The organism is Streptomyces sp. XH2, from assembly GCF_049725035.1.
Taxonomy (GTDB): domain Bacteria; phylum Actinomycetota; class Actinomycetes; order Streptomycetales; family Streptomycetaceae; genus Streptomyces; species Streptomyces roseoverticillatus.
Genome location: NZ_JBMMMZ010000001.1, coordinates 563,512 through 586,104, shown reverse-complemented (window position 1 = coordinate 586,104; position 22,593 = coordinate 563,512). Strand labels below are relative to the sequence as shown.

At 73.1% G+C, this 22,593-nt stretch carries 17 protein-coding genes; 5 read left to right on the top strand and 12 right to left on the bottom strand.

The window, feature by feature from the left end; translation table 11 throughout:
• Positions 1–105 precede the first annotated feature (105 nt).
• Positions 106–2,301 (bottom strand): trypsin-like serine protease, encoded by a 2,196-nt coding sequence (locus tag ACOTKD_RS02680; RefSeq protein WP_424887183.1) that lies wholly within the window; start codon positions 2,299–2,301, stop codon positions 106–108.
• A 38-nt stretch (positions 2,302–2,339) separates the two neighbouring features.
• Entirely contained in the window at positions 2,340–2,849 is a 510-nt protein-coding gene (locus ACOTKD_RS02675) for a hypothetical protein (protein WP_424887182.1), read from the bottom strand.
• A 396-nt stretch (positions 2,850–3,245) separates the two neighbouring features.
• Here ACOTKD_RS02675 and ACOTKD_RS02670 point away from each other — a divergent pair, with 396 nt between their 5' ends.
• Positions 3,246–6,617, top strand: a complete 3,372-nt coding sequence (locus ACOTKD_RS02670; RefSeq protein WP_424887181.1) for a hypothetical protein — start codon at positions 3,246–3,248, stop codon at positions 6,615–6,617.
• Between the two features lie 245 nt (positions 6,618–6,862).
• Here the strand turns inward: ACOTKD_RS02670 and ACOTKD_RS02665 are convergent, their stop codons facing one another.
• Entirely contained in the window at positions 6,863–7,792 is a 930-nt protein-coding gene (locus tag ACOTKD_RS02665; protein ID WP_424887180.1) for a zinc-binding dehydrogenase, read from the bottom strand.
• Positions 7,793–7,892: 100 nt separating this feature from the next.
• On the opposite strand from ACOTKD_RS02665, the gene ACOTKD_RS02660 reads away from it, so the two are divergent.
• Positions 7,893–8,552 (top strand): TetR/AcrR family transcriptional regulator, encoded by a 660-nt coding sequence (locus ACOTKD_RS02660; RefSeq protein WP_424887179.1) that lies wholly within the window; start codon positions 7,893–7,895, stop codon positions 8,550–8,552.
• A gap of 32 nt (positions 8,553–8,584) precedes the next feature.
• On the opposite strand, the gene ACOTKD_RS02655 is transcribed toward ACOTKD_RS02660, so the two are convergent.
• The 8 genes from ACOTKD_RS02655 to ACOTKD_RS02620 all read right to left on the bottom strand — a co-directional run bounded on the left by ACOTKD_RS02655 (position 8,585) and on the right by ACOTKD_RS02620 (position 19,140).
• The gene (locus tag ACOTKD_RS02655) at positions 8,585–9,805 is read right to left on the bottom strand and encodes an MFS transporter (protein ID WP_424887178.1); all 1,221 of its coding nucleotides are present in this window, start codon (positions 9,803–9,805) and stop codon (positions 8,585–8,587) included.
• A 187-nt stretch (positions 9,806–9,992) separates the two neighbouring features.
• Positions 9,993–11,183 carry a serine hydrolase domain-containing protein gene (locus tag ACOTKD_RS02650; protein WP_424887177.1) on the bottom strand — a complete coding sequence of 397 codons (1,191 nt, stop codon included), beginning with the start codon at positions 11,181–11,183 and terminating at the stop codon, positions 9,993–9,995.
• Positions 11,180–11,872 (bottom strand): HAD-IA family hydrolase, encoded by a 693-nt coding sequence (locus ACOTKD_RS02645; RefSeq protein ID WP_424887175.1) that lies wholly within the window; start codon positions 11,870–11,872, stop codon positions 11,180–11,182. Before ACOTKD_RS02645 ends, ACOTKD_RS02650 begins: the two co-directional genes overlap by 4 nt.
• Positions 11,869–12,711, bottom strand: coding sequence for a sugar phosphate isomerase/epimerase family protein (locus ACOTKD_RS02640; protein WP_424887174.1), 843 nt, complete (start codon positions 12,709–12,711; stop codon positions 11,869–11,871). The genes ACOTKD_RS02645 and ACOTKD_RS02640 overlap by 4 nt, the downstream gene beginning before the upstream one ends.
• Entirely contained in the window at positions 12,708–15,041 is a 2,334-nt protein-coding gene (locus tag ACOTKD_RS02635) for an ROK family protein (RefSeq protein WP_424887173.1), read from the bottom strand. Before ACOTKD_RS02635 ends, ACOTKD_RS02640 begins: the two co-directional genes overlap by 4 nt.
• Positions 15,038–16,279, bottom strand: coding sequence for a sedoheptulose 7-phosphate cyclase (locus ACOTKD_RS02630; protein WP_424887171.1), 1,242 nt, complete (start codon positions 16,277–16,279; stop codon positions 15,038–15,040). Before ACOTKD_RS02630 ends, ACOTKD_RS02635 begins: the two co-directional genes overlap by 4 nt.
• A 134-nt stretch (positions 16,280–16,413) precedes the next feature.
• Positions 16,414–17,364, bottom strand: a complete 951-nt coding sequence (locus ACOTKD_RS02625) for an aldo/keto reductase (RefSeq protein ID WP_424887170.1) — start codon at positions 17,362–17,364, stop codon at positions 16,414–16,416.
• Positions 17,365–17,490: 126 nt separating this feature from the next.
• Entirely contained in the window at positions 17,491–19,140 is a 1,650-nt protein-coding gene (locus ACOTKD_RS02620; RefSeq protein WP_424887169.1) for an FAD-binding protein, read from the bottom strand.
• Positions 19,141–19,450: 310 nt separating this feature from the next.
• Between ACOTKD_RS02620 and ACOTKD_RS02615 the strand changes: the two genes are divergently transcribed.
• From ACOTKD_RS02615 to ACOTKD_RS02605, 3 genes are read left to right on the top strand one after another with little or no spacing between them, the layout of a single operon-like run.
• Positions 19,451–19,990: a VOC family protein gene (locus tag ACOTKD_RS02615; RefSeq protein ID WP_424887168.1), complete on the top strand. Its 540-nt coding sequence runs from the start codon at positions 19,451–19,453 to the stop codon at positions 19,988–19,990.
• A 46-nt stretch (positions 19,991–20,036) separates the two neighbouring features.
• Entirely contained in the window at positions 20,037–20,483 is a 447-nt protein-coding gene (locus ACOTKD_RS02610) for a nitroreductase/quinone reductase family protein (RefSeq protein ID WP_424887167.1), read from the top strand.
• Positions 20,480–21,793, top strand: coding sequence for an MFS transporter (locus ACOTKD_RS02605; protein ID WP_424887165.1), 1,314 nt, complete (start codon positions 20,480–20,482; stop codon positions 21,791–21,793). The genes ACOTKD_RS02610 and ACOTKD_RS02605 overlap by 4 nt, the downstream gene beginning before the upstream one ends.
• 28 nt (positions 21,794–21,821) lie before the next feature.
• Here the strand turns inward: ACOTKD_RS02605 and ACOTKD_RS02600 are convergent, their stop codons facing one another.
• On the bottom strand, positions 21,822–22,361 hold the full coding sequence (locus ACOTKD_RS02600) for a secondary thiamine-phosphate synthase enzyme YjbQ (protein WP_424887164.1): 540 nt from the start codon (positions 22,359–22,361) through the stop codon (positions 21,822–21,824).
• Positions 22,362–22,593: the final 232 nt, after the last annotated feature.

Sequence of the window (22,593 nt, the reverse complement as noted above, 5' to 3'; positions counted from 1 at the left end):
ATCCTTCGGTCAGTCCTTCGGCCGGCCCTTCGGGCGCATGCACACGGGTCCCGCCCTCCTGCCGAGGGCGGGACCCGCATCCTGCTCACCCGTGCACAGGCACCGCTACCGGATGACCGCTCCGAACGCCTTGCCGCCCGACGGGATGCCGTCCTTGCCCGGCTGGTACATCGTCACCGGCTGGTCGGTGCCGGCAGCGTCGTACGAGGTGACGTTCTGCCACGGCACCGCGTAGGCCGCGCCCTGGGCGTTCGGACCGGTCGGCATGCCCACGTAGATGTGGGTCGGGGAGGCGCCGACGGCCTGGCCCATCCGCTGGTTCGCGCCCGGCGTTCCGGGGACGCCGTTGTGCCCGGCGTACAGGACGTCGTTGTGCGGGCCGGGAGCGCCGATGAGGGTCATCGTCTGCACGGCGCCCGCGGCGGTCACGGAACCCTGGGATTCGCCCGGAACGCCCACGAGGAGCTGGAGCGTCTGCCAGGTGGGGGCGGTCTTGGGGGAGAGGCTGACCGCCTGGACGGTCTCGCCGAACCGGTCGCCCGTCTCGATGCCGCCGATGACGTCCGGCTGGTCCTGGTGGATCACCTGGTACTGCGTCCAGGCGCCGGAGGCGGGGATCTTGAAGGTGGTCACGCTGCCGGCGTTCTTCACGTCCGTCCCGGCGGCGTTGGTGATCGACTCGCCCGGGGCGCCCGCGGCGAGGAGGGAGTCGCCGTTCGTGCCGTTCTCCACCAAGGCGACGGAGGTGCCCAGCGCGTCACCGGTCTCGGAGCCGCCGGAGACCTTGTCGCTGTTCTGGTTGATGTTCGCCCGCTCGGTGGGCTTGTGGTCGGCGTTGAGCTTGTGCGACAGCACCCACACGCACCCGGCGTCGGTGGCCTTGTCGATGTCCTCGCCCGGTGCGCCGATGGCGATGTTGTTCGCGTCGGCGGACACGGACCAGCCGGCCTTGTCGCCGGCCTCCAGACCGCCGGACAGGCCGGCACCCTGCGTCAGGGACACGTTGGTGCCGCCGCGCACGTAGATGACGGAGCCCGCCTCCTTCTTGTCGCCGATGGCTTCGCCCGGGTCGCCGATGACGATGAACGGATCCCCCTCCCGGGTCTGCCCGGCCGCCACGGAGTAGCCGAGCATGTCGCCCTTCTCGTTGGCGGACGCCTTCAGGGCGCCGTTGCCCTCGCCCTGCACGTAGTTGTCGGAGGCGCGGCCCTTGCCCAGCCCGTCGGCGGAGCCGTAGACGACGGTCACCATGCCGACGTCCGCGATCGACCCGGCGTCCTCATAGGGCACGCCGACGACGAGGTCGGTACAGCCGTCCTGGTTGTAGTCCACCGTGGCCAGCGAGTGGCCGAAGCGGTCCCCGGCCTCCGCCTCGCCCGGCACGAACGACAGGCTCTGGTCGAGCTGGGTGCTGCCCTTGCCGCCGCCGTAGACGACGCGCACGGCACCGGCCTCGGCGTTGCCGCCGACGGTCGCCTTGGGGTCGCCGATGGCGATGTCCTCGATGCCGTCCCCGTTGAAGTCGACGACCGGGGCGGCCTTGACGGTGGCATCCACCCAGGCGGCGAGGTCGTCGGTGCGGGCCGCGACGCCCTTGGCAGACGTCTGCGCGGCGTCGATGCCGAAGCAGCCGCCCTGGTCGGAGCGAGAGGCCACGGACACGATCCGGGCGGTGTCGCCGGCCGTGCGGAACACCGGCGCGCCGCCGTCACCCGGACATATCGCGGCGTCGTCGCCCGTGACCTCCAGGTCGTTGCCGCCGGGCGCGGCCGCGGTGAAGGTCCCGTGGTGCGCCTTGACGGGGGCCCACTCGTCCTTCGTGCGCCCGTAGCCGGTCAGCGTCAGCTTCTCGCCGGCCTGCGGGGGAGTGGTGGCGATCTCGGCGGGGCGGACACCTGGGACCGGAGCGGACAGCTTGGCCAGGACCACGTCCCGGTCCTCGCGGGGGACGAGTTTGACGACGGTGCGCTCCGCGCCGGCGTTCGTGGTGAGGTCGGTGCGGCCGACGACGGCCTTGGTGGCGAGCTTGGGGGCTCCGGCCGGGATCCTGATCGACTCGCCGGGGTTGTCGGCGAAGCAGGAGGCGGCGGTGATCAGCCACTCCGTGTCGATCAGGGCGGCGCTGCAGGCCTTGGTTCCGTTGCCGATGTCGAGGCGCGCGGTGAAGCCGCGCGTGTTGTCCGTCTCGGCGGGCCCGGTCACGGCGTGGGCGGAGGCGGCGGGAGCGGTGAGCGCGGCGGCGACGAGGACGGCCGCGAGCGCGGTGCTCCGCTTGTGGGTTCTAGGCGTGGTTCCGTGCATGGTTCGACGCATGGTGAATGGTCTCCGGGTACGTGCCGTTACTTGCCGGTGCGGATCTCGACGAGGACGAAGTCCCGGCCCTGCGGGTCCGCGGACTCGCCGACCGGCGTCCAGTTGCCCTTGCCGACCTCGACCTGCTGCGGGGTGGCGCCCGGCGCGGTGAGGGTGACGTCGGCGGTGTGGTCGGCCGCGCCCTTGACCGCGAACACCGAGGGGATCTCAAGGGTGAGGTAGCCGGAGGTGCCGGTGGTGCGGAAGCAGATCTTGTCGTTCTTCCGCGACCAGACCTCCATCAGCCCGGTGCCGGAGGAGCAGTCGGCGAGGGTGACGTGGCCGTCGCCGCGCTTGAGGGTGATCCCCTTCTCGGCCTTGATCTTGTCGGCGCCCGGGTAGGTGAAGTCCTCGACCACGTAGCCGGGCCGGCTGTCGGCCACCGTCGCCGGGGTGGGCGATGGGCCGTCCTGGGAGGAGGAGGTGGCGGCGAGGAGTGCGGCAGCGCAGGCTGCGGCGGCCGCACCGGTGGCGATGATCCGCCGTGCGAGCTTCATACAAGTCCTTTGTGTCAAAGGTTCGTTAATCCGTGTCGCGCGAAGCCGGGCAGGAACGGAAGCGGTGCCTCGGCGCGCAAGAGGTGGGGCTCGGTCACGGAGACGGCGGAATTCAAACACGCGTCCACGGCCCGCGCCAGACCGTTGACGGGTTATTGATCGACAAAGCGCCACACACGGGGCTTGTGATCCTTCTTGGCGTTTCCCAGCGCCCTCAGAGGTGGTCAACGGCCCGTTCCTGCGCATATGGTCTCGAACGCGCATCCGCCGTGTCCCTGTTGAACTCCCGTGCCACTCGGGGGACATGCGCGCGGCCGACACACCTCCTTGTCCGGAAGCGCGCCACGTCACCGCACGTACGCCGCCGCTTGCCGGGCACCGATCCGAAGGACCGCTTTGGACACCACGTTTTGGAGCAGACGGCGCGTTCTCGGCGCCATAGCAGCCACTACGGCCGTCGCCGCCACTTCGAGCCTCGTCCTCAATCCCGTAGCCGCCCTGGCCGACACCCCTCCGGCCGACGACGACGGCGACCCGTTCGGCCTGCCCGACACCGACCGGGCCAAGGCCGTCAAGGCGTGGCTGCTGGGCGGCAAGGCCGTCCGCGCCGCCGCCCAGGCCGCGCTCTCCGGCACCGACGCCGACATCCAGGCCTTCCTGACCGACGAACTGCCCAAGGCCACGGCGGAGGACAACCGCGTCGCCGTCGTCACCTCCCTCGCCGGAGGCGGCAAGGGCACGCGGCGCGAGGCCGCCGCGGCGATCGACGGCGGCGACGCCTCCATCGCCGACTACCTCAAGGGCGGCTTCAAGGCCGCGATCCTCGAAGACCTGCGCGTGGCCACCACGACCGTGATGGCCACCGGCGACAAGGCCGTACGCCGCGACGGCGGCGCCGCCCTGGACGCGGGCACCCGGGCGGCCCTGGAGGAGTTCCTCACCGAGGGCCAGTACGCCGCCCGCCTGGAGGACATGCGCGTCGAGGCCTCCAAGCTCATGGTCGAGGCGGGCCCGGAAGTGCGGAAGTACGCCTCCCGCGCCCTGTCCGGCTCCGCCGACGACGTCGAATGGTTCCTGGAGACGGGCCAGCACATCGCCCGGGCCCGCGACCAGGAGGCCGCGACGATCGAGGAACTCGTCGCGGTCGTCGAGCGCGAGGGCAAGAAGGCCGACGCGAAGACGAAGCAGGCCGAAGAGGCCGCCGCCCGCGCCGTGGAGGCCGCCGCGAAGGCCAAGGAAGCGGCGGAGAAGGCCGCGGCCGAGGCCCAGGCCGCCCAGAACGACGTGGTCAAGTCCGGCAGGGCGGCCCGCAAGGCCGCCGAGTCCGCCAAGGGCGCGGCCGACTCGGCCCGGGTCGCCATCCGCGCCTCCCACGCCGCCGTCCAGGCCTCCCGCCGCGCCGCCTACGCCGCCACCGCCGCGAGCCAGGCCGCGGCCACCGCCGGTTCCGCCGCCGCCCGGGCGTACGGCGCCGCCATCGCCGCCTCGAAGGACGCCGCCAAGACCGCGGCCGCCAAGGACGCCGCCGTCGCCGCCCGCAACGCCGCCGCGAAGGCGCGCAGCGCGGCCAGGGCCGCCGACTACGCCGCCACTGCCTCGGCCCAGGCCGCGAGCGCCGGATCGTCCGCCGCCTCGGCGGCCCGCAATGCCGCGGCCGCCGCGAACGCCTCCGCCACGGCCGCCTCCGCCGCGGGCAAGGCGCAGGCCGAGGCCGCGGAGGCCCGGCGGCAGGCGCAGATCGCCAACGCCAACGCCGCGATCGCGACCAGCGCCGCCGGCACGGCGCAGTCCCTGGCGAACGCGGCGGCGACGGCCGCCCGCACCGCGCGCGACGCCGCGAACAGCGCGGCCGACCACGCGGAGAAGGCCGCGGAAGCCGCCGAGTGGGCCGTGAAGTACGCCGGCAAGGCCGTCGAATACGCGAAGAAGTCCACCGAGTTCGCCAACGAGGCCACCAAGGCCGCGAACACCGCCACCGACGCCGTCAACCGGGCGGTCGAGGTGGAGAAGAAGGCGCGCGAGGCCGAGTGGCAGCGCCTGGACCAGGACGTGCAGCAGGCGCTCGAAGAGGCCCGGCTGCTCGCGCAGATCGAAGAGCAGGAGAAAGCCGAACTCGCCAAGAGACGTACGCAGTCCGACCAGGCCGACCAGGCCACGAAGGACCTCCTCTCCCGGGCCGAGTCGGCACTGAAGGCGGGTGACACGGGTCTTGCCGCCACGCTCGGCCGCAAGGCGGCCATCGCCCTGATGGACTCCCGCGGCGGCTGGTCCCGTGAGGCCGCGCGGTTCGCCCTGTGCGGTGCGGACGCCGACGTCCACGCCTGGATCGACGCCGACCGGCGGATCGCCCAGAAGCAGGACGACCGCGAGACCGTCCTCTACATCGCCCAGACCTCCGCCCCGGACGTCGCCGACGCCGCGACCAAGGCACTGGAGAGCGACGACCTCGACGCCGCCACCAAGTTCCTCGGCACCGACGTCGTCGGGGCCGCCGCCATGGACAACCGCGTCGCGGTCTCCCGCGTCCTGGCCAACAACCCCGGCAGCGCGGTGACGAAGGCCGCGAACGACGCGCTGAACGCGGGCACCGCCCAGGCCCTGTACGAGTTCCTCAGCGGTGCGTACGAGGCGGCGCAGCGGGAGGACGACGCGGTCGCCACCGCCGCCGTCATCGGCAAGGCCGGCCCGTACACCAAGGCCCACGCCCAGGCCGCGATGGAGGGCCCGGCGTGGATGCGCCGCAACTTCCTCGCCTCGGTCCAGTACAAGACCGCGCAGCTCGACCACGACTCCGCCACCCACATCGCCGCGATGCAGGGGGCGATCGCCGCCGCCGCGAAGATCGCGCACAAGGCGCAGGAAGACGCCGCCCGTGCGCAGGAGGCGGCGGCGAAGGCCAGGGACGCCGCCGACGAGGCGCTGAAGTGGGCGGACAAGGCCAAGAAGTCCGCCGAGAAGGCCGCCGACTACGCGAAGCAGGCCGACGCGAACGCGGACGCCGCCGAGAAGTCGGCCAAGGAGGCGCAGGCTTCGGCCGACAAGGCGAAGCAGGCCGCCGCCACCGCGCGTACGGCCGCACGCTCGGCGAACTACTCCGCGAACCGCGCCGTGGACGCCGCCCGCCGCGCCGTGGCCTCCGCCAACTCCGCCCAGGCGTCGGCGGCTTCGGCCCGTGCCTCCGCCGTCCAGGCGGGCAAGGACGCCCGGACGGCCGCTGCGGCCGCGAGCCAGGCGCACCAGATCGCCGCGGCCAAGCGGAAGGCCGAGGTCGCGGAGGCGGCCAGGAAGGCCGCCGAAGAAGCGCGCAGGGCCAAGGAGGCCGGGAAGAACCCGGCGGACTCGCCCGACAACGACAACGTCAAGGGCGGCCTTCCCTGGTGGAAGGAAGGCGCGCGGTGGGCGGCCAACGCCACCAACTGGCTCAGCATCGGCACCGGCTTCGCCTCCGCCCTCCTCGGCATCGGCGGCCTGGCGGTCGGCATGTTCTTCCCGCCCGCCGTGCCGTTCGTGGAAGCCGCCGCCTCCGGGTTCGCCTACGCCTCCCTCGCGTTCGCCGGGCTCAACACCCTGTTCACGGGCATCGGCTACGGGTGGACGAGCAGCGAGTTCAAGTCGTCCCTCGCCGGCACCGCTCTGGGCGTGCTCACCTTCGGCCAGTCCAAGTGGATCGGTGCGCTCGGCGGCACCAAGGTCGTCACCAAGGTCACGCAGTTCGGCCACGACCTCGTCTCGCCGGTGACCGGACTGCTGGGATCCCTCGGCTTCTGACGGGCGGGTGGATCGCAGGAACAGCCGTACGTACGAAGGGCCGGCGGCACGCGCGTGTGCCACCGGCTCTTCGTGCGCTGCATTCCCGAAAGGACCCCGGAATCGGCCAGGACCTCCAGCTCGGCCTGCCGGTAGTGGCCGGCCGGGTGCCGTGCATCACGAGCTCGTACGCGTCGCCTTCGAGCCGGCAGGCACCGGCCGGGACGGGCGCCGGCCCGACCGGTTTCCGCACCCGGTGCGGTGCCTCAGGGAATGTCGAGTACCGCCTTGCCGTGGAGGCGGCGGCCGAGCAGGGCGTCCATGGCGTCCGCGGCGTTCTCCCAGTCGCCGCGCCAGGAGATCTGCGGGTCGAGGTCGCCGGAAGCGACCCGGCTCGCGAGCCACGACAGATCCGGAGCGAGGCCTGTGCAGGCGAGCAGGAAGAAGGTGGTGATCGAGCGGTCGTGCCGGCCCTGGTCGCCGAAGAGGGCACCGTACGGGAAGGTTTCGGCTTCGTGCGCGGAGTGCCCGACGGCGACGAGGGTGCCGCCTTCGCGCAGCATGCTGTAGGCGTCGACGAGTTGTTGCCCGCCCACCAGATCCACCACCCCGTCGATTGGCCCTTCGGCTTCGAGCGGCCCTGCCACCACTTCGTGCGCCCCCGATCCGCGCAGGCTGTCGCCGTGCTGTGCCGGGGATCCGGTGGAGGCCACGACGTGCGCTCCGCCGCGCCGGGCCAACTGCACCACGTACCGGCCCGTACCGCCTGTCGCGCCGGTGACGAGCACGCGCCGTCCCAGGATCGGCCCGAGGCGGTGGAGGGCGCGCAGGGCGGTGGCTCCCGCCACGGGGATGGTGCTGAGGGCTCCGAAGTCGGCTCCTGCCGGGGCCACGCCGATCAGGTCGGTGTCCACGGCGCGGAGTTCGCCCCACGCGCCGTCGGGGCCGAGTGTGACCACCGGGGTGCCGGCCGCCGGGCCGGATCCGTCGGCGGCTGCTCGCACCACCACCCCGGCCGCGTCCCATCCGAGGACAGTGCCCTCGGGCGCTTCCTGGAGGGCGAACCGGACCTCGCCGTAGTTGAGGGAGGCCGCTTTCACCCGGACCAGAGCCTGGTGAGGGGCGGGTTCGGGGTCGGGGACCGTGGCGAGCCGGAGTCCGGCAGGTGAGGAGCGGTCGACGAGCAAGGCGCGCATGGCGGTGAATCCTTCGGTAGTCGTGGCGCAGGACCACAGTTATGCCACTGAGTGGCGCATGCCTGCAAGTGGCAATTACCCCTCGGGTACGCTGTCCGTCATGGGGAATGTGCTCACACCACGCGAACACGGCGACCGGCTCCCACTGCGCGAGCGCAAGAAGCGACGTACGCGGGAAGCCCTGATCGACACCGCTCTGGAGCTGTTCACCGAGCGGGGCTTCCACGGCGTGACCCTCGACGAGCTCTGCGACGAGGTGGAGACGTCCAAGCGCACGTTCTTCCGGCACTTCAGCAGCAAGGAGGACGTGGCCATGGCGCCGACGCAGGATCTGTGGCGGGCCTTCCTCGACGACCTCGAAACCCGCGAGCCCGGCCGCCGCCCACTGCTGGAGATGCTCCGGACGGCGCTGTGCGCCGCCCTGGAGCGCATGACTGCTGACGACTGGGCGCACCGCGTCCTGCTCAGCCGTCAGCTGGCCGCCCGCGCTCCGTCGATGGATGCGCATGGCCTGCGGTTCTGCAACGACACCAGCCGCGCCGCGCTCGGCATCCTTCACCGCCGGTTCGACTTCGGGAGCGAGGACGATCTGCGCCCACGGCTCGCCCTGGACATGCTCGTCGCCGCGTTCCACTGTGCACTGGACACATGGGTGTCCTCCCCGGGCACACCGACGCGCGGTGACCTGGCCGCCCACTTCCGGGAAGCGTGTGCGGCCCTTCCCGGAAGCCTCACCCTGACCGCGAGCCCGCGAGCGTAGCGGCGACGAGCGCGCCGCGGGACGATCCGCGGTCAGGCCCGGACGGGGAGCAGGTCCTGCTGGATCTCCTCGAAGGAGCGGTTCTTCGTCTCCGGGACGGTGCGGTGGACGAAGACGATCGCCGCCAGCGACACCGCGGCGAAGAACCAGAAGACGGCACCGTCGCCGGTGAGGTCGGCGACGGGCAGGAACATCTGGCCCACGGCGAAGTTGGCGGCCCAGTTGACGACGGCGCAGACGCCGGCGCCGCGGGCGCGCGCCTCGGGCGGGAAGAGTTCGCAGATGAGGATCCAGAAGACGGGGCCGAGGCCGACGGCGAAGGCGGCGACGTAGGCGACCATGCAGACGACGGCGACGACCGCGCCGCCGGATCCGCCCGCGGCGAGGGCGAAGCCGAGCGGGACGAGGGAGACGAGCATGCCCGCGAGGGAGAGGAGGAGCAGGGGGCGGCGGCCGAGGCGGTCGATGAGGGGCACGGAGAGGGCGGTTGCGGCGACGTTGACGGCGCCGATGACGACCGAGTAGGTGATCGAGTTCCCGGCGGTGAGCCCGGCCCGGTGGAAGAGGCTCGGCGCGTAGTAGATGACGGAGTTGATGCCGCCGAACTGCTGGACGGCTCCGAGGGTGACGCCGATGACGAGGGCGGGCCGTGCCGACCGCGCCAGGAGCATGCGGCGGGTCCCGGCGCCGGCGCCCGGCGGGCGGGGTGCGGGCGGGCGGCGCCGGGCGGGGCTCTCGGGGATGGTGAGCGTGCCGAGGAGCATGGCGACGGAGGGCACCAGGCCCACCGCGAACATGGCGCGCCAGTTCGCGGTGCCGGAGAAACCGAGGTTGATCAGGTACGAGACGAGGATGCCGGTGGTGAGCAGGACCTGGTTGGCGGTGACGAGTCTGCCGCGCAGCCGGGGCGGGGCGATCTCGGAGAGGTAGAGCGGGACGACGGCGGAGGCGGCTCCGACGGCGAGTCCCAGGACGGTCCGGGCGGCTATCAGCATCCAGAAGCCGGTGGCGAGGGCGGCGAGGAGCAGGCCGATCGTGAAGGTGGCCGCCACGGCGACGAGCACGGGCTTGCGGCCCCAGCGGTCGGCGGGCCGGCCGCTGAGCAGCGCTCCGGCCGCCGCGCCGATGAGGAGGGTGGAGACCACCGCTCCCTCTTCGAAGGAGTCGAGTGCGAGGTCTTCCTTGAGGAAGAGCAGGGCACCGGAGATCACTCCGGTGTCGAACCCGAAGAGCAGTCCTCCGAGTGCGACCACGGCGGTGCACCGGCCGAGGCGGGCCGGGGGGTCCGCCGGGGTCGTGGCGGGAGGGGCTGGTGCTTCGGCGCCAGGAACCCCGGCGCCGGTCGCTCCGGCGCCGCGGATGGGCGTGGACGGGGGTGGTTGCCGGTCGGGGGCGGTGGTACCGGGTCTCATGGCGTCCTCACCTCCTCATCTCCTCTCCTCAACCCGTCCGTTCGGCTATCACGCGCGAGACCGTCTTCAGGAGGGAGGAGGCCCGCTTGTCGTCGGGGCCGAGGGCGATGAGCCGGTTCATGACGTAGGAGATGCCGACGCCGACCCGGGGCCAGGCCTGGTTGGCGGAGCCGCCGGCGCCGTCGTGCCCGAAGGAGTTCCCGTCCGGACCGGGGCGGGGGTGGGAGCGGAGGCGGTAGCCCCCACCGCCGTAGACCATGGGCACGTCGATGAGCTGGTCGGTCTTCTGCACGTGCACCCGGCGGGCGTCGTCGAGGAGGCGGCGCGAGAGCAGGCGGGGGGTGTCGTCGGGGTCGCGGACGGCGTCGGCCGCGAGGATGCCGAAGAGGCGGGCGAAGGAGCGGGCGGTGCCGTAGGCGTTGGCGGCGGGGATGAGGGTGAAGCGGCGTCCGGGGCGGTTCCAGGTCTCCTCGTCCTCGGGGAAGGGCAGGGGGTTCTGCCAGACGCGCTGGGTGAGCGGGTCGGTGCTGGTGACGAACCCGGTGAACTGGTCGAGGAAGCCGGGGCCGTACTCGGTGCGGGCGACGCGGTGCTCCTCGGCGGGCGTGATGCCGAAGGAGATGTCGAGGCCGTGGGGCCGGGCGATCTCCTCGGCGAAGTAGCGGTCGAGGCGCCGGCCGTCGACACGGCGGATGACCTCGGCGACGATCCAGCCCGTGGCGAAGGGGCCGTAGAGGATGCCGTCGGCGCGGGGGTCGGACTCCGGTTCCTGGGCGGCGAGCAGCCGGGCCGCGGCCTCGGGGTCGCCGAGGTCCTCTTGGGACACGGGGGCGGCCACGGTGGGCATCCGGGCGGTGAAGGTGACCACCTCGCGCAGGGTGATGCGCTCCTTGCCGGCCGCGGCGAACTCGGGCCAGTAGCGGGCGACGGGGACGTCGAGGTCGATGGCGCCGCGGTCCACCAGCTGCAGCAGGGTGGTGACGAGGATCCCCTTGCTGCCGGAGAAGATGAGCTGCTTGGTGTCGTGCCTCCACGGGCGTGCCGCCGGGGTGTCGGCGGTGCCGCCCCACAGGTCGACGACCAGGGAGCCCTTCCACTCGACGGCGAGGGCGGCTCCGCCGTCGTCGCGCTCGGCGAAGTTCCGCTCGAACTCGCCCCGCACCGGCTCGAAGCCGGGGGCGACGCGGCCGCTGATGCGGACGGCGGGTGCGGTGGTCATGGGCTGGTCACGTCCTCTCGGAGAAGGGTTGCGGCGTGCAGCGTCAGCTCGATGCGCCCGTCGTCCCGCAGGCCGGCGCGTACGGGACGCAGGTCCGGGACGCGTGACAGGCCGCGGGCGGCGGTGCCGGAGTACGGGCCGACGACGACGGGTCGCGCTCCGGCGGCCCTGGCGGCGTCCAGGCCTGCCGGGGCGTCCTCGAAGACGACCGTGCCGGCGGCGGGCACCCCGAGCAGGCGTGCGGCGGTGAGGTATCCCTCGGGGTCGGGCTTGCCCGCGGCGACGTCGTCGGCGGTCACGGTCACGGGGGGCGGGGTGAGCCCGGCGGCGGCCATCCGGCGGGCGGCGAGTTCGCGGCCGGCCGAGGTCACCAGGGCCCAGCGGTCCGGGGGCAGCGTGGCGAGCAGCTCCGCGGCGCCGGGCACGGCCACCACGCCGGTCGTGTCGGCGACGTCCTGGGCGACGAGCCACGCGGTCTCCGCGTCCACGTCGGCCCCGGAGGGAGCGTGCCGGGCCACGGTCTCGGCGGTGCGGTGACCGTGGGAGGTCCGCAGGATCTCCTCCGCGTCGAGACCGTGCCGCCGGGCGAACCGCCGCCAGGTGCGGGCGACGGCGGTGGTGGAGTCGACGAGCGTGCCGTCCATGTCGAACAGCAGGGCCTGGACGGTGAACGTGTGCGGCGTCTTCATGGGTGTTCCCTCGTGGGTGCGGCATCCGGGACGAGGCGCGCGGCCAGGGTCCGGGCACGGGCGACGTCCTGACGGGCCCGTACGAGGTCGCCGTCGCGGTAGTCGTTCTCCAGGACCAGGGCGCGGAGGGGGAGGCGGTGCCGGGCCACGGCCGCCAGCGTGGCGGCGACCTGTCCGTCGCCGTCGCCCAGCAGCGGTGCGGAACCGGAACCGGCCGCGCCGTCCTTGAGGTGGATCTGGTCGGCCCAGTGCGGCGCTGCCGCGGCGACCAGCGCCGGCACGTCCAGGCCCGCCAGGCGAGGGTTGTACGTGTCGAGCAGCAGCCTGAAGCGCGGGTGGGCCACGCCCTCGGCCAGGGCGGCCGCCCCGGCCGGATCCAGGACGTTCTCGCTGGCGAGGAGCAGGCCGCGGGCCGCTGCCTCGGTCACGGCCCAGCGCAGGACGGTGACGGTGCGGCGGAGGGCTTCGGGGCCGTCGACGGCGCTGCGGCGGAAGCTCGGGACGAAGACCATCGGCATCCCGAGCCGGTGCGCGGCGTCCAGGGCCCGGATCAGGGTCCGGCGGACGTCCAGGGCGCGGCGGGAGCCGGGTGGTGCGGTCAGGCCGATGTCGTTGAGCACGTTGACCGCGAGCCCGAGCAGTGCCACTCCGGTGTGCCGGGAGCGTGCGCGCAGCGCTTCGACGGTTGCGGGGGCGTCGATCCATTCCCCGCGTCCGGGTCCTCCGAGGTCGAACTGGACGCCGTCCGCCCGGAGCGCGACGGCGGTGTCGAGCGCGGAGGGCCCGGTGCGCGGGAGGCGCCAGGCGGCGAGTCCGACGGCGGGGGGCCGGGCGTTCATGCCGCGGTCCGTCCCGCCGAGGCGCCGTCGTCGACGGGGCCGAGCCGTACGGCCAGTTTGATCAGGCGGCGGCCTTCGACGGTCCGGTCCCGGGTGCCCGCCAGGTGCCGCATGATCCCGGCGGCCTCCTCCAGGCCGGCCACGTGGGTGACGAGTTCGCGGTAGTGGCCGGGGTTCCGGTTCAGTTCGCGGGAGGCGTCCAGGAGGTGGTCGTTGGCGACGCCCCGGTGACCGAAGAGGCTGATGCTTCCGCCGGCCGCGGTCTCCACGGGGACCACACGGGGCGGGAAGGGCAGGCCCGCGAGGTTCTCCGCCCTGATCGCCGGGAGGTCGGCGCCGGGCAGCAGGGGGGTACGGGCGCCGGGAGGCAGGCCGCCGAGGAGGTCCACGGCGACGCCCCGGGCGGTCTCGCCGGCAAGGCTTCCGAGGACGGTCTCCAGGCAGGTGAGGGTGGCGTCCCGGGGGGTGGCCAGGACGACGGCGACGGGTCCGGGGCCCACGGCGTCCGCCAGGCCGGAGATGCCCGCGAGGTCGTGGCGGAGCAGGTGGTCGGCGGGGTGCCGGCTCGCCGCGCTCCAGGCCCGGCCTTCCTCGGTGTGGTGGACGTGCACCGTGCGCACGCCCTCGCCCAGCCAGCGCCGGGCGGCCCTGACGGCCAGGTGACCGACGGTGCCGTCACCGAAGACGAGCAGGGTCCTCGGCCGCAGGCTCTGCAGGATCTGGAAGGAGTAGCGGACGACCGCCAGGGGTTCGAGCAGGGCGGCGAGTTCCGCCTCGGGCGGCTCGGCCAGCGGGACGACCAGGCCGCCGCGCACGGCGGTGGCGGGGACGAGCGTGCGTTGCTGGAGGAGGCCGTCGACGGTGTGGCCGAGGAGGAAGGCCGCGTCGGTGTGGTGGGTGGGGTTGATGACGACCGTGGTGCCCGGCGCGAGCGAGGGGCCGACGCCCTCGCCCACCGCCGTGACCCGTGCCACGCCTTCGTGGCCGAGCACCGGCGCGCCGTCGTCGCGCAGGCCGCGCAGCATCTGCAGGTCGGTGCCGCACAAGCCGGCCAGCTGGGGCGCGACCACCAGCTCTCCCGGGCCCGGCCGGGGGGTGGGCATCCGGCGGACGCCCAGGCCGGTTTCGTCACAGACGATGGCGCAGTGGGTGCCGGGAGGCGTGCCGGGGCCGGTGTCGTGCGCGCTGCCGCCCCGTACGGTGGTTCGCCGCCCCTCGTCGTGCCCCTCGTCGTGCTTCTTGTCCCCTGCTGCGCCGCCCATGCTCAGCAGGGCGTGGATGCCGGCGCCGACGAGTCCGTTGACCTCGTCCGGCCCGGGTACCACCAGGCGTTCACTGACCCACTCCGGGGCGCTCTCGCTGGTCAGGTACAGGCCCTCGCGCGTGAGGTGCCACAACAGGATCGCCCGGCGGTAGTGCCCGGCCAGCGCCTGGGCGACGCCGCCCGTCAGGGCGAGCTGGTCGATCTCCGGGTCCAGGCACAGGGCGGTGCGCAGGACGGCGGCCACCGGCTCGGTCACCGCGGTCAGCAGCTCGTGGGCCACCGGGTCGTAGGCGTCCAGAGCCGTCCCGAAGGCCTCCTCGAAGTCCTGCCCCGAGGCGAGTTCACGGGCCAGCCGCGAGCGCTTCCAGCGCACCGGCACGCGTTCTTCGAGGACCTCCGCCATGCGCCGGATCCCCGGTCCCGACGCGTACGCGGCGAGGTGCCCGGTCGTCCCGCACGCGCAGGGCAGTTCGACGGGCTCGCCGGCGAGGCGCGCGGTGGCCGGCAGGTGGCCGACCTCGCCCTGCAGGCCCCAGCCGTCGGTCGGGATGACCGCGCGGCGGCAGTCGATGGTCCGGCAGGCGATGCCGGAACTGATGGTCATCAGCAGCATCTTGCGGCGGCCGGCGCTTTGCGGGGACCACGCCAGGTGCAGCAGCGCGGCCGTGACGTCGTTGACGACGTGCCACTCGACGTCGGGCCGCCGGGCCAGGAGTTCCTCCTTGAGCTCGAACGGGCGGCTGTGATCGCCCCACAGGGGTGCGGAGGCGTACACCAGTCCCCGGCGGTGGCACAGGGCCGCGCCGAAGGACACGCCCGCGACGGCTCCGGGTCCGGCCGGCACGGCGTCGCACAGGACACCGACCATGCGGCGCTGGAGCTCGGCGACGGATGCGGCGGGGTTGAGCAGCCGGCTGGGGGAGGGCTGGTCGGTGACGTCGGACAGCCCGCCGTCCGGGGACCACCGGGCCGTGCGCACGTGGGTGCCGCCCACGTCCATCACCGTGAGCGTCCCGCTCCCGCGGCTGTGCAGCCGGCCGGCCAGCCGGGCGAAGTCGAGGCTCATGGCGCACCGCTGAGGGTGGACAGGGCGGCGGCGCCGGGGGCCGCCGCGCGTTCGGCGTAGGAGTGGACGTAGGACAGCGCACGCCCGAGCTCGTCGCGGGTGATGTCGTTGACGAACACCACGGAGCCGATGGCGTCGGTGAGCGGCACCCGCTGCAGCCCGTCGCGGTGCTTGACCGCGTCGCGCAGCGCGCTCTCCAGAAGGTCGGCGGTGAACACCGGGTCGGTGACGGGCAGGCCCGTGGCGCGCAGCAGGGCCAGTCCGCGGTCGGCGTCGGCCCGGGTGAGAAGCCCGCGGTTGTGCGCCAGGGCCAGGCAGACGGCCATGTCGACGGCGACCGCCTCGCCGTGCAGCAGCGGCGGGTCCGCGCGCAGCTCCAGCGAAGGGCTGAAGGTGTGCCCGTAGTCCACCGACCGTTCGAGGACGGACTCCCACAGGTTGGGTTCGAGTTCGTCCAGCATGCCGGCGATGGCCCGGGAGATCATCTCGCCGACGGCGGGTGCGCAGTCGGCCAGCACGTCCGGGGTCAGGCCGGCGGCGGTCCGTTCGAGCAGGCCGAACAGCACGGCGTCCTTGACGAGGGCCATCTTGATGATCTCGGCGAGGCCGTTGGCGACGTGCCGCGGATCGATCGTGCGCAGGAACGCGGTGTCGATGAGGGCGGTCTGCGGGGCGAAGTAGGTGCCGAGCCGGTTCTTGTGCCGGTCCTGGTTGACACCCGTCTTGACGCCCACGCCCGCGTCGACCTGGCCCAGCAGGGTGGTGGGCACCCGGATGTAGGGGACGCCGCGGCGGTAGAGGCTGGCGGCCATGCCGACGACGTCGAGGAGCACGCCCCCGCCGACGGCGACGACCTTCTCCGTGCGCCGCAGGATCCCCATGTCGGTCATGGCCTCGGTGACCCGCACCACGTGGTCGAGGTCCTTGGAGTCCTCGTCGCCGGGGACGGTCAGCCAGTGGGGCTCGATGCCCTTGGCGGCGAAGTAGTCCCGCAGCCGCGCGCCGTACAGGCCGTCGACGGTGCTGTCGACGACGACCAGGCAGCGGGTGCCGGGCCGGCCGTCGCCGCCGCAGGCGCGGGCGAGGGTGGGGTTGGAGGGCGACAGGAGGTTGCGGGTGATGTTGACCTCGTATCCCACGTGGTGGTGTGCCTGTACGTACCAGCTGAGGCCGGGGGGACGAGGCATGTCGAAGGGGGCGGAGGGGATGGCCGCGGTGGCAGCGGCTTCGCTGGACATACGTCTCCTCCAGTGAGACGTCGGGACAGGGGCGCAGGCGCAGGACACACACGAGACGGGGCGAGGGGGCGGCGCGGCCGTGCTCCGCCCGCGCGGCAGGCGGACGGAGCACGACGACGGGGACACGGCCGGGTTCAGGCCTCGGGCGCGCCCACCGGGGCGGGCAGCGCGTCCAGCTCGGCGACCTCTTCCGCCGTCAGCGTCAGGTCCGCGCCGCCGGCGTTCTGCTCCAGGTAGCGCAGGCTCTTGGTGCCGGGGATCGGGATGACGTGCTCGCCCTTGGCCAGCAGCCAGGCCAGGGCGACCTGTGCGGGGGTGGCCCGGTGCCGGTCGGCGATGGCGCGTACGGAGTCGACGATGGCCTTGTTGGCGGCCATGGCCTCTTCGGTGAAGCGGGGCTGGGTGCTGCGCCAGTCGTCCTTCGGCAGGTCGGAGGGCTTGGTGAAGGCGCCGGTCAGCAGTCCGCGGCCGAGCGGCGAGAAGGGCAGGAAGGCGATGCCGTGCGCGGTGCAGTACGGCAGCACCTCGTCGAACGCGTCCCGCGTGAACAGCGACGCCTCCGACTCGACGGCGGCGACGGGGTGCACTTCCTGTGCGCGCCGGACCTGCTCCAGGGAGACCGCCGAGAGCCCGAGGGCCCGGATCTTGCCCTGGGCCACGGCCTCGCCGAGCGCCCCCCAGCTCTCCTCCAGCGGCACCTGCGGGTCGACGCGGTGCAGGAAGTACAGGTCGACGTGGTCGGTGCCCAGGCGGGCGAGGCTCGCGTCGACGGCGGCCCTCAGGTACTCCGGACGGCCGTTGAGGCCGAGCCCGTTCTCGTCGACGACCAGGCCGCCCTTGGTGGAGAGCACCACGTCGTCGCGCCGTCCGGCCAGCGCGCGGCCGACCAGCTCCTCATTCGTGAACGGCCCGTACGCGTCGGCCGTGTCGATGAGGTTGACCCCGAGGTCGAGGGCGCGGCGGATGACCCGGGTGGAGGCCTCGTCGTCCCAGCCGTGCGGGTCGTAGCCGAAGGACATGCCCATCGTGCCGAGGCCGATCCGGCCGACGACCGGGCCGTTCTTCCCCAAAGTGGTGGTGCGCATACGCGGTTCTCCTGTCTGTCTCAGTCTGAGCTGTCCGTTGTCTGTCTCGGCTGTCCGTCTCGCCCGGCCGGCGGTCGTCGTCCGACGGTTCGTCCGACGATCGCCGGCCGGGCGCCGCCCCTGCGATCAGGGCTGGACCGACTGGCGGTGGTGGAAGACGTTCCTCGGGTCCCAGGCCCGCTTGACTTCCTGCAGGCGCTTGTAGTTGCCCTTGTAGTAGAGGTCGTGCCAGGGCGTCGTGGAGCGGTTGTACCGAGGGTCGTTGAGGTCGGCGTCGGGGTAGTTGATGTAGCACCCGTCCGTGACGGAGTTGGGCACGGGAACGCCGCCGGTGTCCGCGTAGACCGCGGAGTAGGTCTTCCTGAGCCACGCGACGTTCTTGTCGTCGTCCCGCTGGTCGTGCCAGTAGGTCTCGAACTCGAGCTTGATGATCGAATCGCGCTGGGCGACGGCGGTGGCCGTGGGCGACACCGAGCCGATCTTCCCCCCCTCCGGCGAGAGGTTCACGCCCGCGTACGGGCCCGGGCTCGGCACACCGGTCAGGTGCTCGTAGATGGCGTCCACGTGGGCCTGGGGCATCGGCTTCTTCAGGTGCGCCGACTTGTGCTTGCCCCGCATCGTCGGGTCCGTCTGCGTGGGCGAGAGCGAACCGATCCACCGGGTGGCCCGCAGCCAGGGGAGCCGCTGGGTCACCGAGTACTCGGAGTCGACCACGCCCGCGCGCTTGACCGGCGACCAGCCCACCCCCAGCGCGTCGTTGAGGCCCGCCAGGTAGTCGGACAGGACCTGCGCCGCGCCGGGCAGGGTCGCGTCGAGCTGGATGATGACGCCCATGCTCCCCGACTCGCGGTGGTTGAGCAGCATCCAGGGGAACAGCGCGGACCGGGTGGTGCCCGGGGTGTTCGTCCGCTCCAGCCACTGCGCGTAGTACGCGAGGAGCTTCGAGAAGCCGTCCTTGGTGACCTTCGACCAGGGCCAGCTGACGTTCGTGGCGAAGACCTCGGCCGGAGGGTTCGGCAGCAGTCCGCGCGGATCGCCGCCGCTCGCGCCCGGGGTGCGGAACCAGCACTTGGTGACGACTCCGAAGTTCCCGCCACCGCCGCCCGCGTGCGCCCAGAACAGGTCGTGGTTCGGGTCCTTGGGGTGGCGGGTCGCCACGACGCTGCGGGCGCTGCCCTGCGCGTCGACGACCACGACCTCCACCGCGTGCAGGTGGTCGATCACCAGGCCGTGCTGCCGGGAGAGCAGACCGAAACCGCCGCCGGTGACGTGTCCGCCGACGCCGACGGAGTGGCAGATGCCGGCGGGTATGACGACGCCCCACCCGGAGTAGAGGGCCTCGTAGACGTCCAGGAGCGCGGCGCCGGCCTCGACGCAGAACGCCTGCATCTTCCGGTCGAACGTCACGGAGTTCATCAGGGAGAGGTTGAGGATGACCGCGACGTCGGGATTGAAGACGAAGTCCTCGAAGCAGTGGCCTCCGCTGGTCACGGTGATGCGCTTGCCCTTGGCGACCGCCTCGTGGACCGCGGCGACGACGTCCGCCGTCCTCCTGGGCAGCACGATGTACTCGGGGCTGGCGGCCCAGCGCTGGTTCATCCCGGACCGCAGGTCCTTGTACCGCGGGTCCTTCGCGGTGACCGTGACACCCCCGAGGGCGGCGGTGTCCTCGCCGCCCTCGGCGCGGGCCGGTACGGCGGTCCCGAGCGTCGCGCCCGCGGCCGCGGCCAGGGCCGCACCGGCTCCCGCGCCGAGGACGCTGCGCCTCCGGATCATCTCAGTAGCCAACAGAAACCCCCGTGGTGTGTCGTCGTTCATGTGGTTCGTAGTTCGTGGTTCATCGTTCGTGGTTCGTGGTTCGTGGGTCGCCGTCGGAGCGGATCCGGTCCGGCGGACCCTCGTAGCGCAGCACGGACCGGGCCGGCGGACCCACGGCCGCGGCGGGAATGTGTCAGGTGATCGGCCCTTTCCGGGCCGGCTCCGGGCCGACGTGACGGACTGCCCGGTACGGCCTCGCCCCGGCCCCGCCGCGTGCGCTGCGCTGAACCCCCACCTCTACCCGTCGCACGAGAATGCGTTGAGGACCATGAGCGGAATCCCCGGCGCCCGCGCCGTTCACCACATCGCGTACACCGTCCCCGACCTCCAGCAGGCCGTCGACTTCTTCGTCGACGTGATCGGGGCCGAACTCGTCTACCGGCTGGGCCCGGTGGAGGACCCGGACGGCGACTGGATGCGCCGGAAGCTCGGCGTCCACCCCGGGGCCTCGGCGCACATCGCGATGCTCCGGCTCGGCCCGGTCACCAACCTCGAACTCTTCGCCTACACGGCACCGGACCAGAACCGTTCGCTGCCCCGCAACAGCGACTGGGGCGGGCACCACTTCGCCGTCTACGTCGAGGACGTGGACAAGGCCGTCGCATACCTGCGGGAACAGCCCGGCGTCACGATCCTCGGCGAGCCGGAGACCATCGAGGACGGCCCCATCGCGGGCGACCGCTGGGTGTACTTCACGACGCCCTGGGGCCTGCACATGGAGCTGATCAACATGCCCGCGGGCATGCCGTACGAGACCACGACGGACGCGCGGCTCTACCTGCCCCGGATTCCGTGGCGCACCACCTGACAGCACCGGCCGAACGACAACCGGAACGAACAGAGGGCACACGGACATGACCGACGCCATCAACAGCAACCCCTTCAACCTGCGCGTCATCGAGGAGTTCCGGGCGACCGGCGGCCGGGTAGCGGACTTCGGGGACATCCCCCTGCTCCTGCTCACGACCGTGGGCGTGCGCAGCGGCCTGGAGCGCACGACACCCCTGGTCTACCTCGCCGACGGGGAGCGCCTGGTGGTCTTCGCGGCCAACGGCGGCGCCCCGGCCGCGCCCGCCTGGTACCGCAACCTCATGGCGGCGGGGAAGGCCGTCGTCGAGGTCGGTACGGCCGCGGGTACGGCCGCGGTCACGGATCGTTTCGCCGTGCGGCCCGTACCGGCCGAGGAGAGCGAGCACGAGGAGCTCTGGCGGCGCCAGACGGCCCAGGACCCCGGCTTCGCCCACTACCGCGAGCGGACGACGCGGGCCATCCCCGTCATCGGGCTGGTGCGATCATCATGACCCAGGACAGCGCGACCACGAACAGCGCGAGCGCGAACACCGTGACTCCGGACACCGTGACTCCGGACACCGTGACTCCGGACACCGCGGCTACGGACGCCGTCAGGACAGGTGGCGGCGCTGCGGGCGGCACGGCCGGGACCCGGCGGAGCCGCGCTGCCCTCGCCGTGCTGGCCCTGGGCGCCTTCGCCGTGGGCACGGCTGAACTCGTCATCGTCGGCGTGCTGAACGTCGTGGCCGACGACCTGGGAGTTTCCGCAGGCAGGGCCGGACTGCTCGTCACCGCCTACGCCCTGGGCATCTGTGCCGGAGGCCCCCTGCTGACCTTGGCGACGATCCGCCTGCGCCGGCGGCCAATGCTGTGCGCCTCGCTGGCCGCCTACGTCGCGGGCAACGTCATCGCCGTCCTCGCGCAGGGCATGGGCCTCCTCGTGGCCGCCCGGCTGCTCACCGGTTCCGTGCACGGCCTGTACGTGGGCGTGGCGTCCGCCGTGGCCACCGGCCTGGTGCCGCCCGAGCGGCGCGGCCGGGCCGTCTCCATGATCTTCGGCGGCATCGCCGCCTCCACGGTCGTGGGCGTGCCGCTGGGCACGCTGCTGGGCCAGGCCTACGGCTGGCGCGCGACGTTCACGGCGGTCGCCGTGCTCGCCGCCGCCGTCCTGGTGGCGGTGCTCGCCGTCGTGCGGCCGGCCGAGGGGGCGGCCTCCGGCGACACCCGTGCCCAGGTGCGCTTCGCGCTGGCGCCCCGGGTGCTCGCCCTGCTCGCGGTGGAACTCGTCGTGCTGAGCGGACAGTTCACGGCCTTCACCTACCTCGCCCCGTACCTGGAGGACGTCACCGGAATCTCCGGCGGCATGCTCAGCTTCTTCCTGCTGGTCTTCGGCGCGGCCAGCGTCGTCGGCACGTTCGGCGGCGGCTGGTTCGCGGACCGCGCCGCGGCGACCACGCTCCTGGTGGGCAACGTGGTGCTGGTGCCGGCCCTGGGACTGCTGAGCGTCGCCGGCGGCGCACCCGTGGCCGCGGCAGTGGCGCTGACGGTCTGGGGAGTGGTGGGCTTCGGCCTGGTGCCCCCGCTGCAGCTGCGGATCATCACCCTCGCGGGACCGGGCGGGAACCTCGCGGCGACACTCGGCGCGTCGGCGGGCAACGCGGGGATCGCGGCGGGCGCTGCGATCGGCGGAAGCGTCATGGCGAGCCACGGCGCGGGGGCCGTACCCGTCGTCGCCCTGGTGATCTGCGCGCTCGCCGTCCCCGCGTCCTGGGCCACCCGCTTCCTGCGGCCCGCACCGCCGGCCGGGCTTCGAGAGTGAAATCGCGGATGCCGCGCGAGCACGCCGGTCAGACGGCCGGAGGGCGCGGGGCGGCGTCGTGGACGCGCACGAGCAGTTCGCGGGTGCGGGGGCCGTCGAACTCGGCGAGCATCACTGCTTGCCAGCGGCCGAGGTAGAGGGCTCCCGCCGTGATGGGGATGTTGAGTTCGGGGTGGGTGGCGAGCTGGGCGCGGGCGTGGGAGTGGCCGTTGTCCCGTTCGCTGCCGTGGAGCTGCCGCTCGCCGGGAGTGCGGTGTTTGTCGTGGGCGTAGCAGTGGGTGCTGCTGTGCGGGGCCAGCCGCTCCAGCAGGGCCTGGACGTCCTGGTGCAGGCCGGGGTCGTTCTCGTTGATGACCAGGCCGCACGTCGTGTGCCCGCAGTACACCTGCAGGGTGCCCTCGCGCACGCCGGGTTCCGCGACCAGATCGTGCAGTCGGCCGGTGAGATCGACGACGCTCTCCGCTTCGTCGATCGTGACCCGCAGCCTGGCCGACAGCGCGATCGAACTGCCCGCCGGCAGCACCTCGCGGTCATGGACCTTGACGCACGGTTGCGCGGCAGTCGTCATGAGCTCCTCCAGCACTCGGGGCGGACGGTCGGACGGTGCTCCTACGAGCTACCGTGGCAGCCCGTCCGGGTTGGGAGCAGAGCTCGATCCGGCCATGCGTCAGAGCCCGTGCCGCTTCGGGCGCGTCCGGGCCGGCAAGAACACGTCCGGGCCGGTAGAAGGGCCAAAAGCCGCCGTGGCGGGGGGCGGGCCAGCCACAAAAACCAGGCGCCGGCCCCCCCCCGCGCGGCCG

Excerpts from the sequence above, each read along its gene's own strand:
- ACOTKD_RS02680 (WP_424887183.1), bottom strand. The coding sequence starts at position 2,301 with ATGCACGGAACCACGCCTAGAACCCACAAGCGGAGCACCGCGCTCGCG.
- ACOTKD_RS02675 (WP_424887182.1), bottom strand. The coding sequence starts at position 2,849 with ATGAAGCTCGCACGGCGGATCATCGCCACCGGTGCGGCCGCCGCAGCC.
- ACOTKD_RS02665 (WP_424887180.1), bottom strand. The coding sequence starts at position 7,792 with ATGCGCGCCTTGCTCGTCGACCGCTCCTCACCTGCCGGACTCCGGCTC.
- ACOTKD_RS02660 (WP_424887179.1), top strand. The coding sequence starts at position 7,893 with ATGGGGAATGTGCTCACACCACGCGAACACGGCGACCGGCTCCCACTG.
- ACOTKD_RS02650 (WP_424887177.1), bottom strand. The coding sequence starts at position 11,183 with ATGACCACCGCACCCGCCGTCCGCATCAGCGGCCGCGTCGCCCCCGGC.
- ACOTKD_RS02645 (WP_424887175.1), bottom strand. The coding sequence starts at position 11,872 with ATGAAGACGCCGCACACGTTCACCGTCCAGGCCCTGCTGTTCGACATG.
- ACOTKD_RS02640 (WP_424887174.1), bottom strand. The coding sequence starts at position 12,711 with ATGAACGCCCGGCCCCCCGCCGTCGGACTCGCCGCCTGGCGCCTCCCG.
- ACOTKD_RS02635 (WP_424887173.1), bottom strand. The coding sequence starts at position 15,041 with ATGAGCCTCGACTTCGCCCGGCTGGCCGGCCGGCTGCACAGCCGCGGG.
- ACOTKD_RS02630 (WP_424887171.1), bottom strand. The coding sequence starts at position 16,279 with ATGTCCAGCGAAGCCGCTGCCACCGCGGCCATCCCCTCCGCCCCCTTC.
- ACOTKD_RS02625 (WP_424887170.1), bottom strand. The coding sequence starts at position 17,364 with ATGCGCACCACCACTTTGGGGAAGAACGGCCCGGTCGTCGGCCGGATC.
- ACOTKD_RS02620 (WP_424887169.1), bottom strand. The coding sequence starts at position 19,140 with ATGATCCGGAGGCGCAGCGTCCTCGGCGCGGGAGCCGGTGCGGCCCTG.
- ACOTKD_RS02615 (WP_424887168.1), top strand. The coding sequence starts at position 19,451 with ATGAGCGGAATCCCCGGCGCCCGCGCCGTTCACCACATCGCGTACACC.
- ACOTKD_RS02610 (WP_424887167.1), top strand. The coding sequence starts at position 20,037 with ATGACCGACGCCATCAACAGCAACCCCTTCAACCTGCGCGTCATCGAG.
- ACOTKD_RS02605 (WP_424887165.1), top strand. The coding sequence starts at position 20,480 with ATGACCCAGGACAGCGCGACCACGAACAGCGCGAGCGCGAACACCGTG.
- ACOTKD_RS02600 (WP_424887164.1), bottom strand. The coding sequence starts at position 22,361 with ATGACGACTGCCGCGCAACCGTGCGTCAAGGTCCATGACCGCGAGGTG.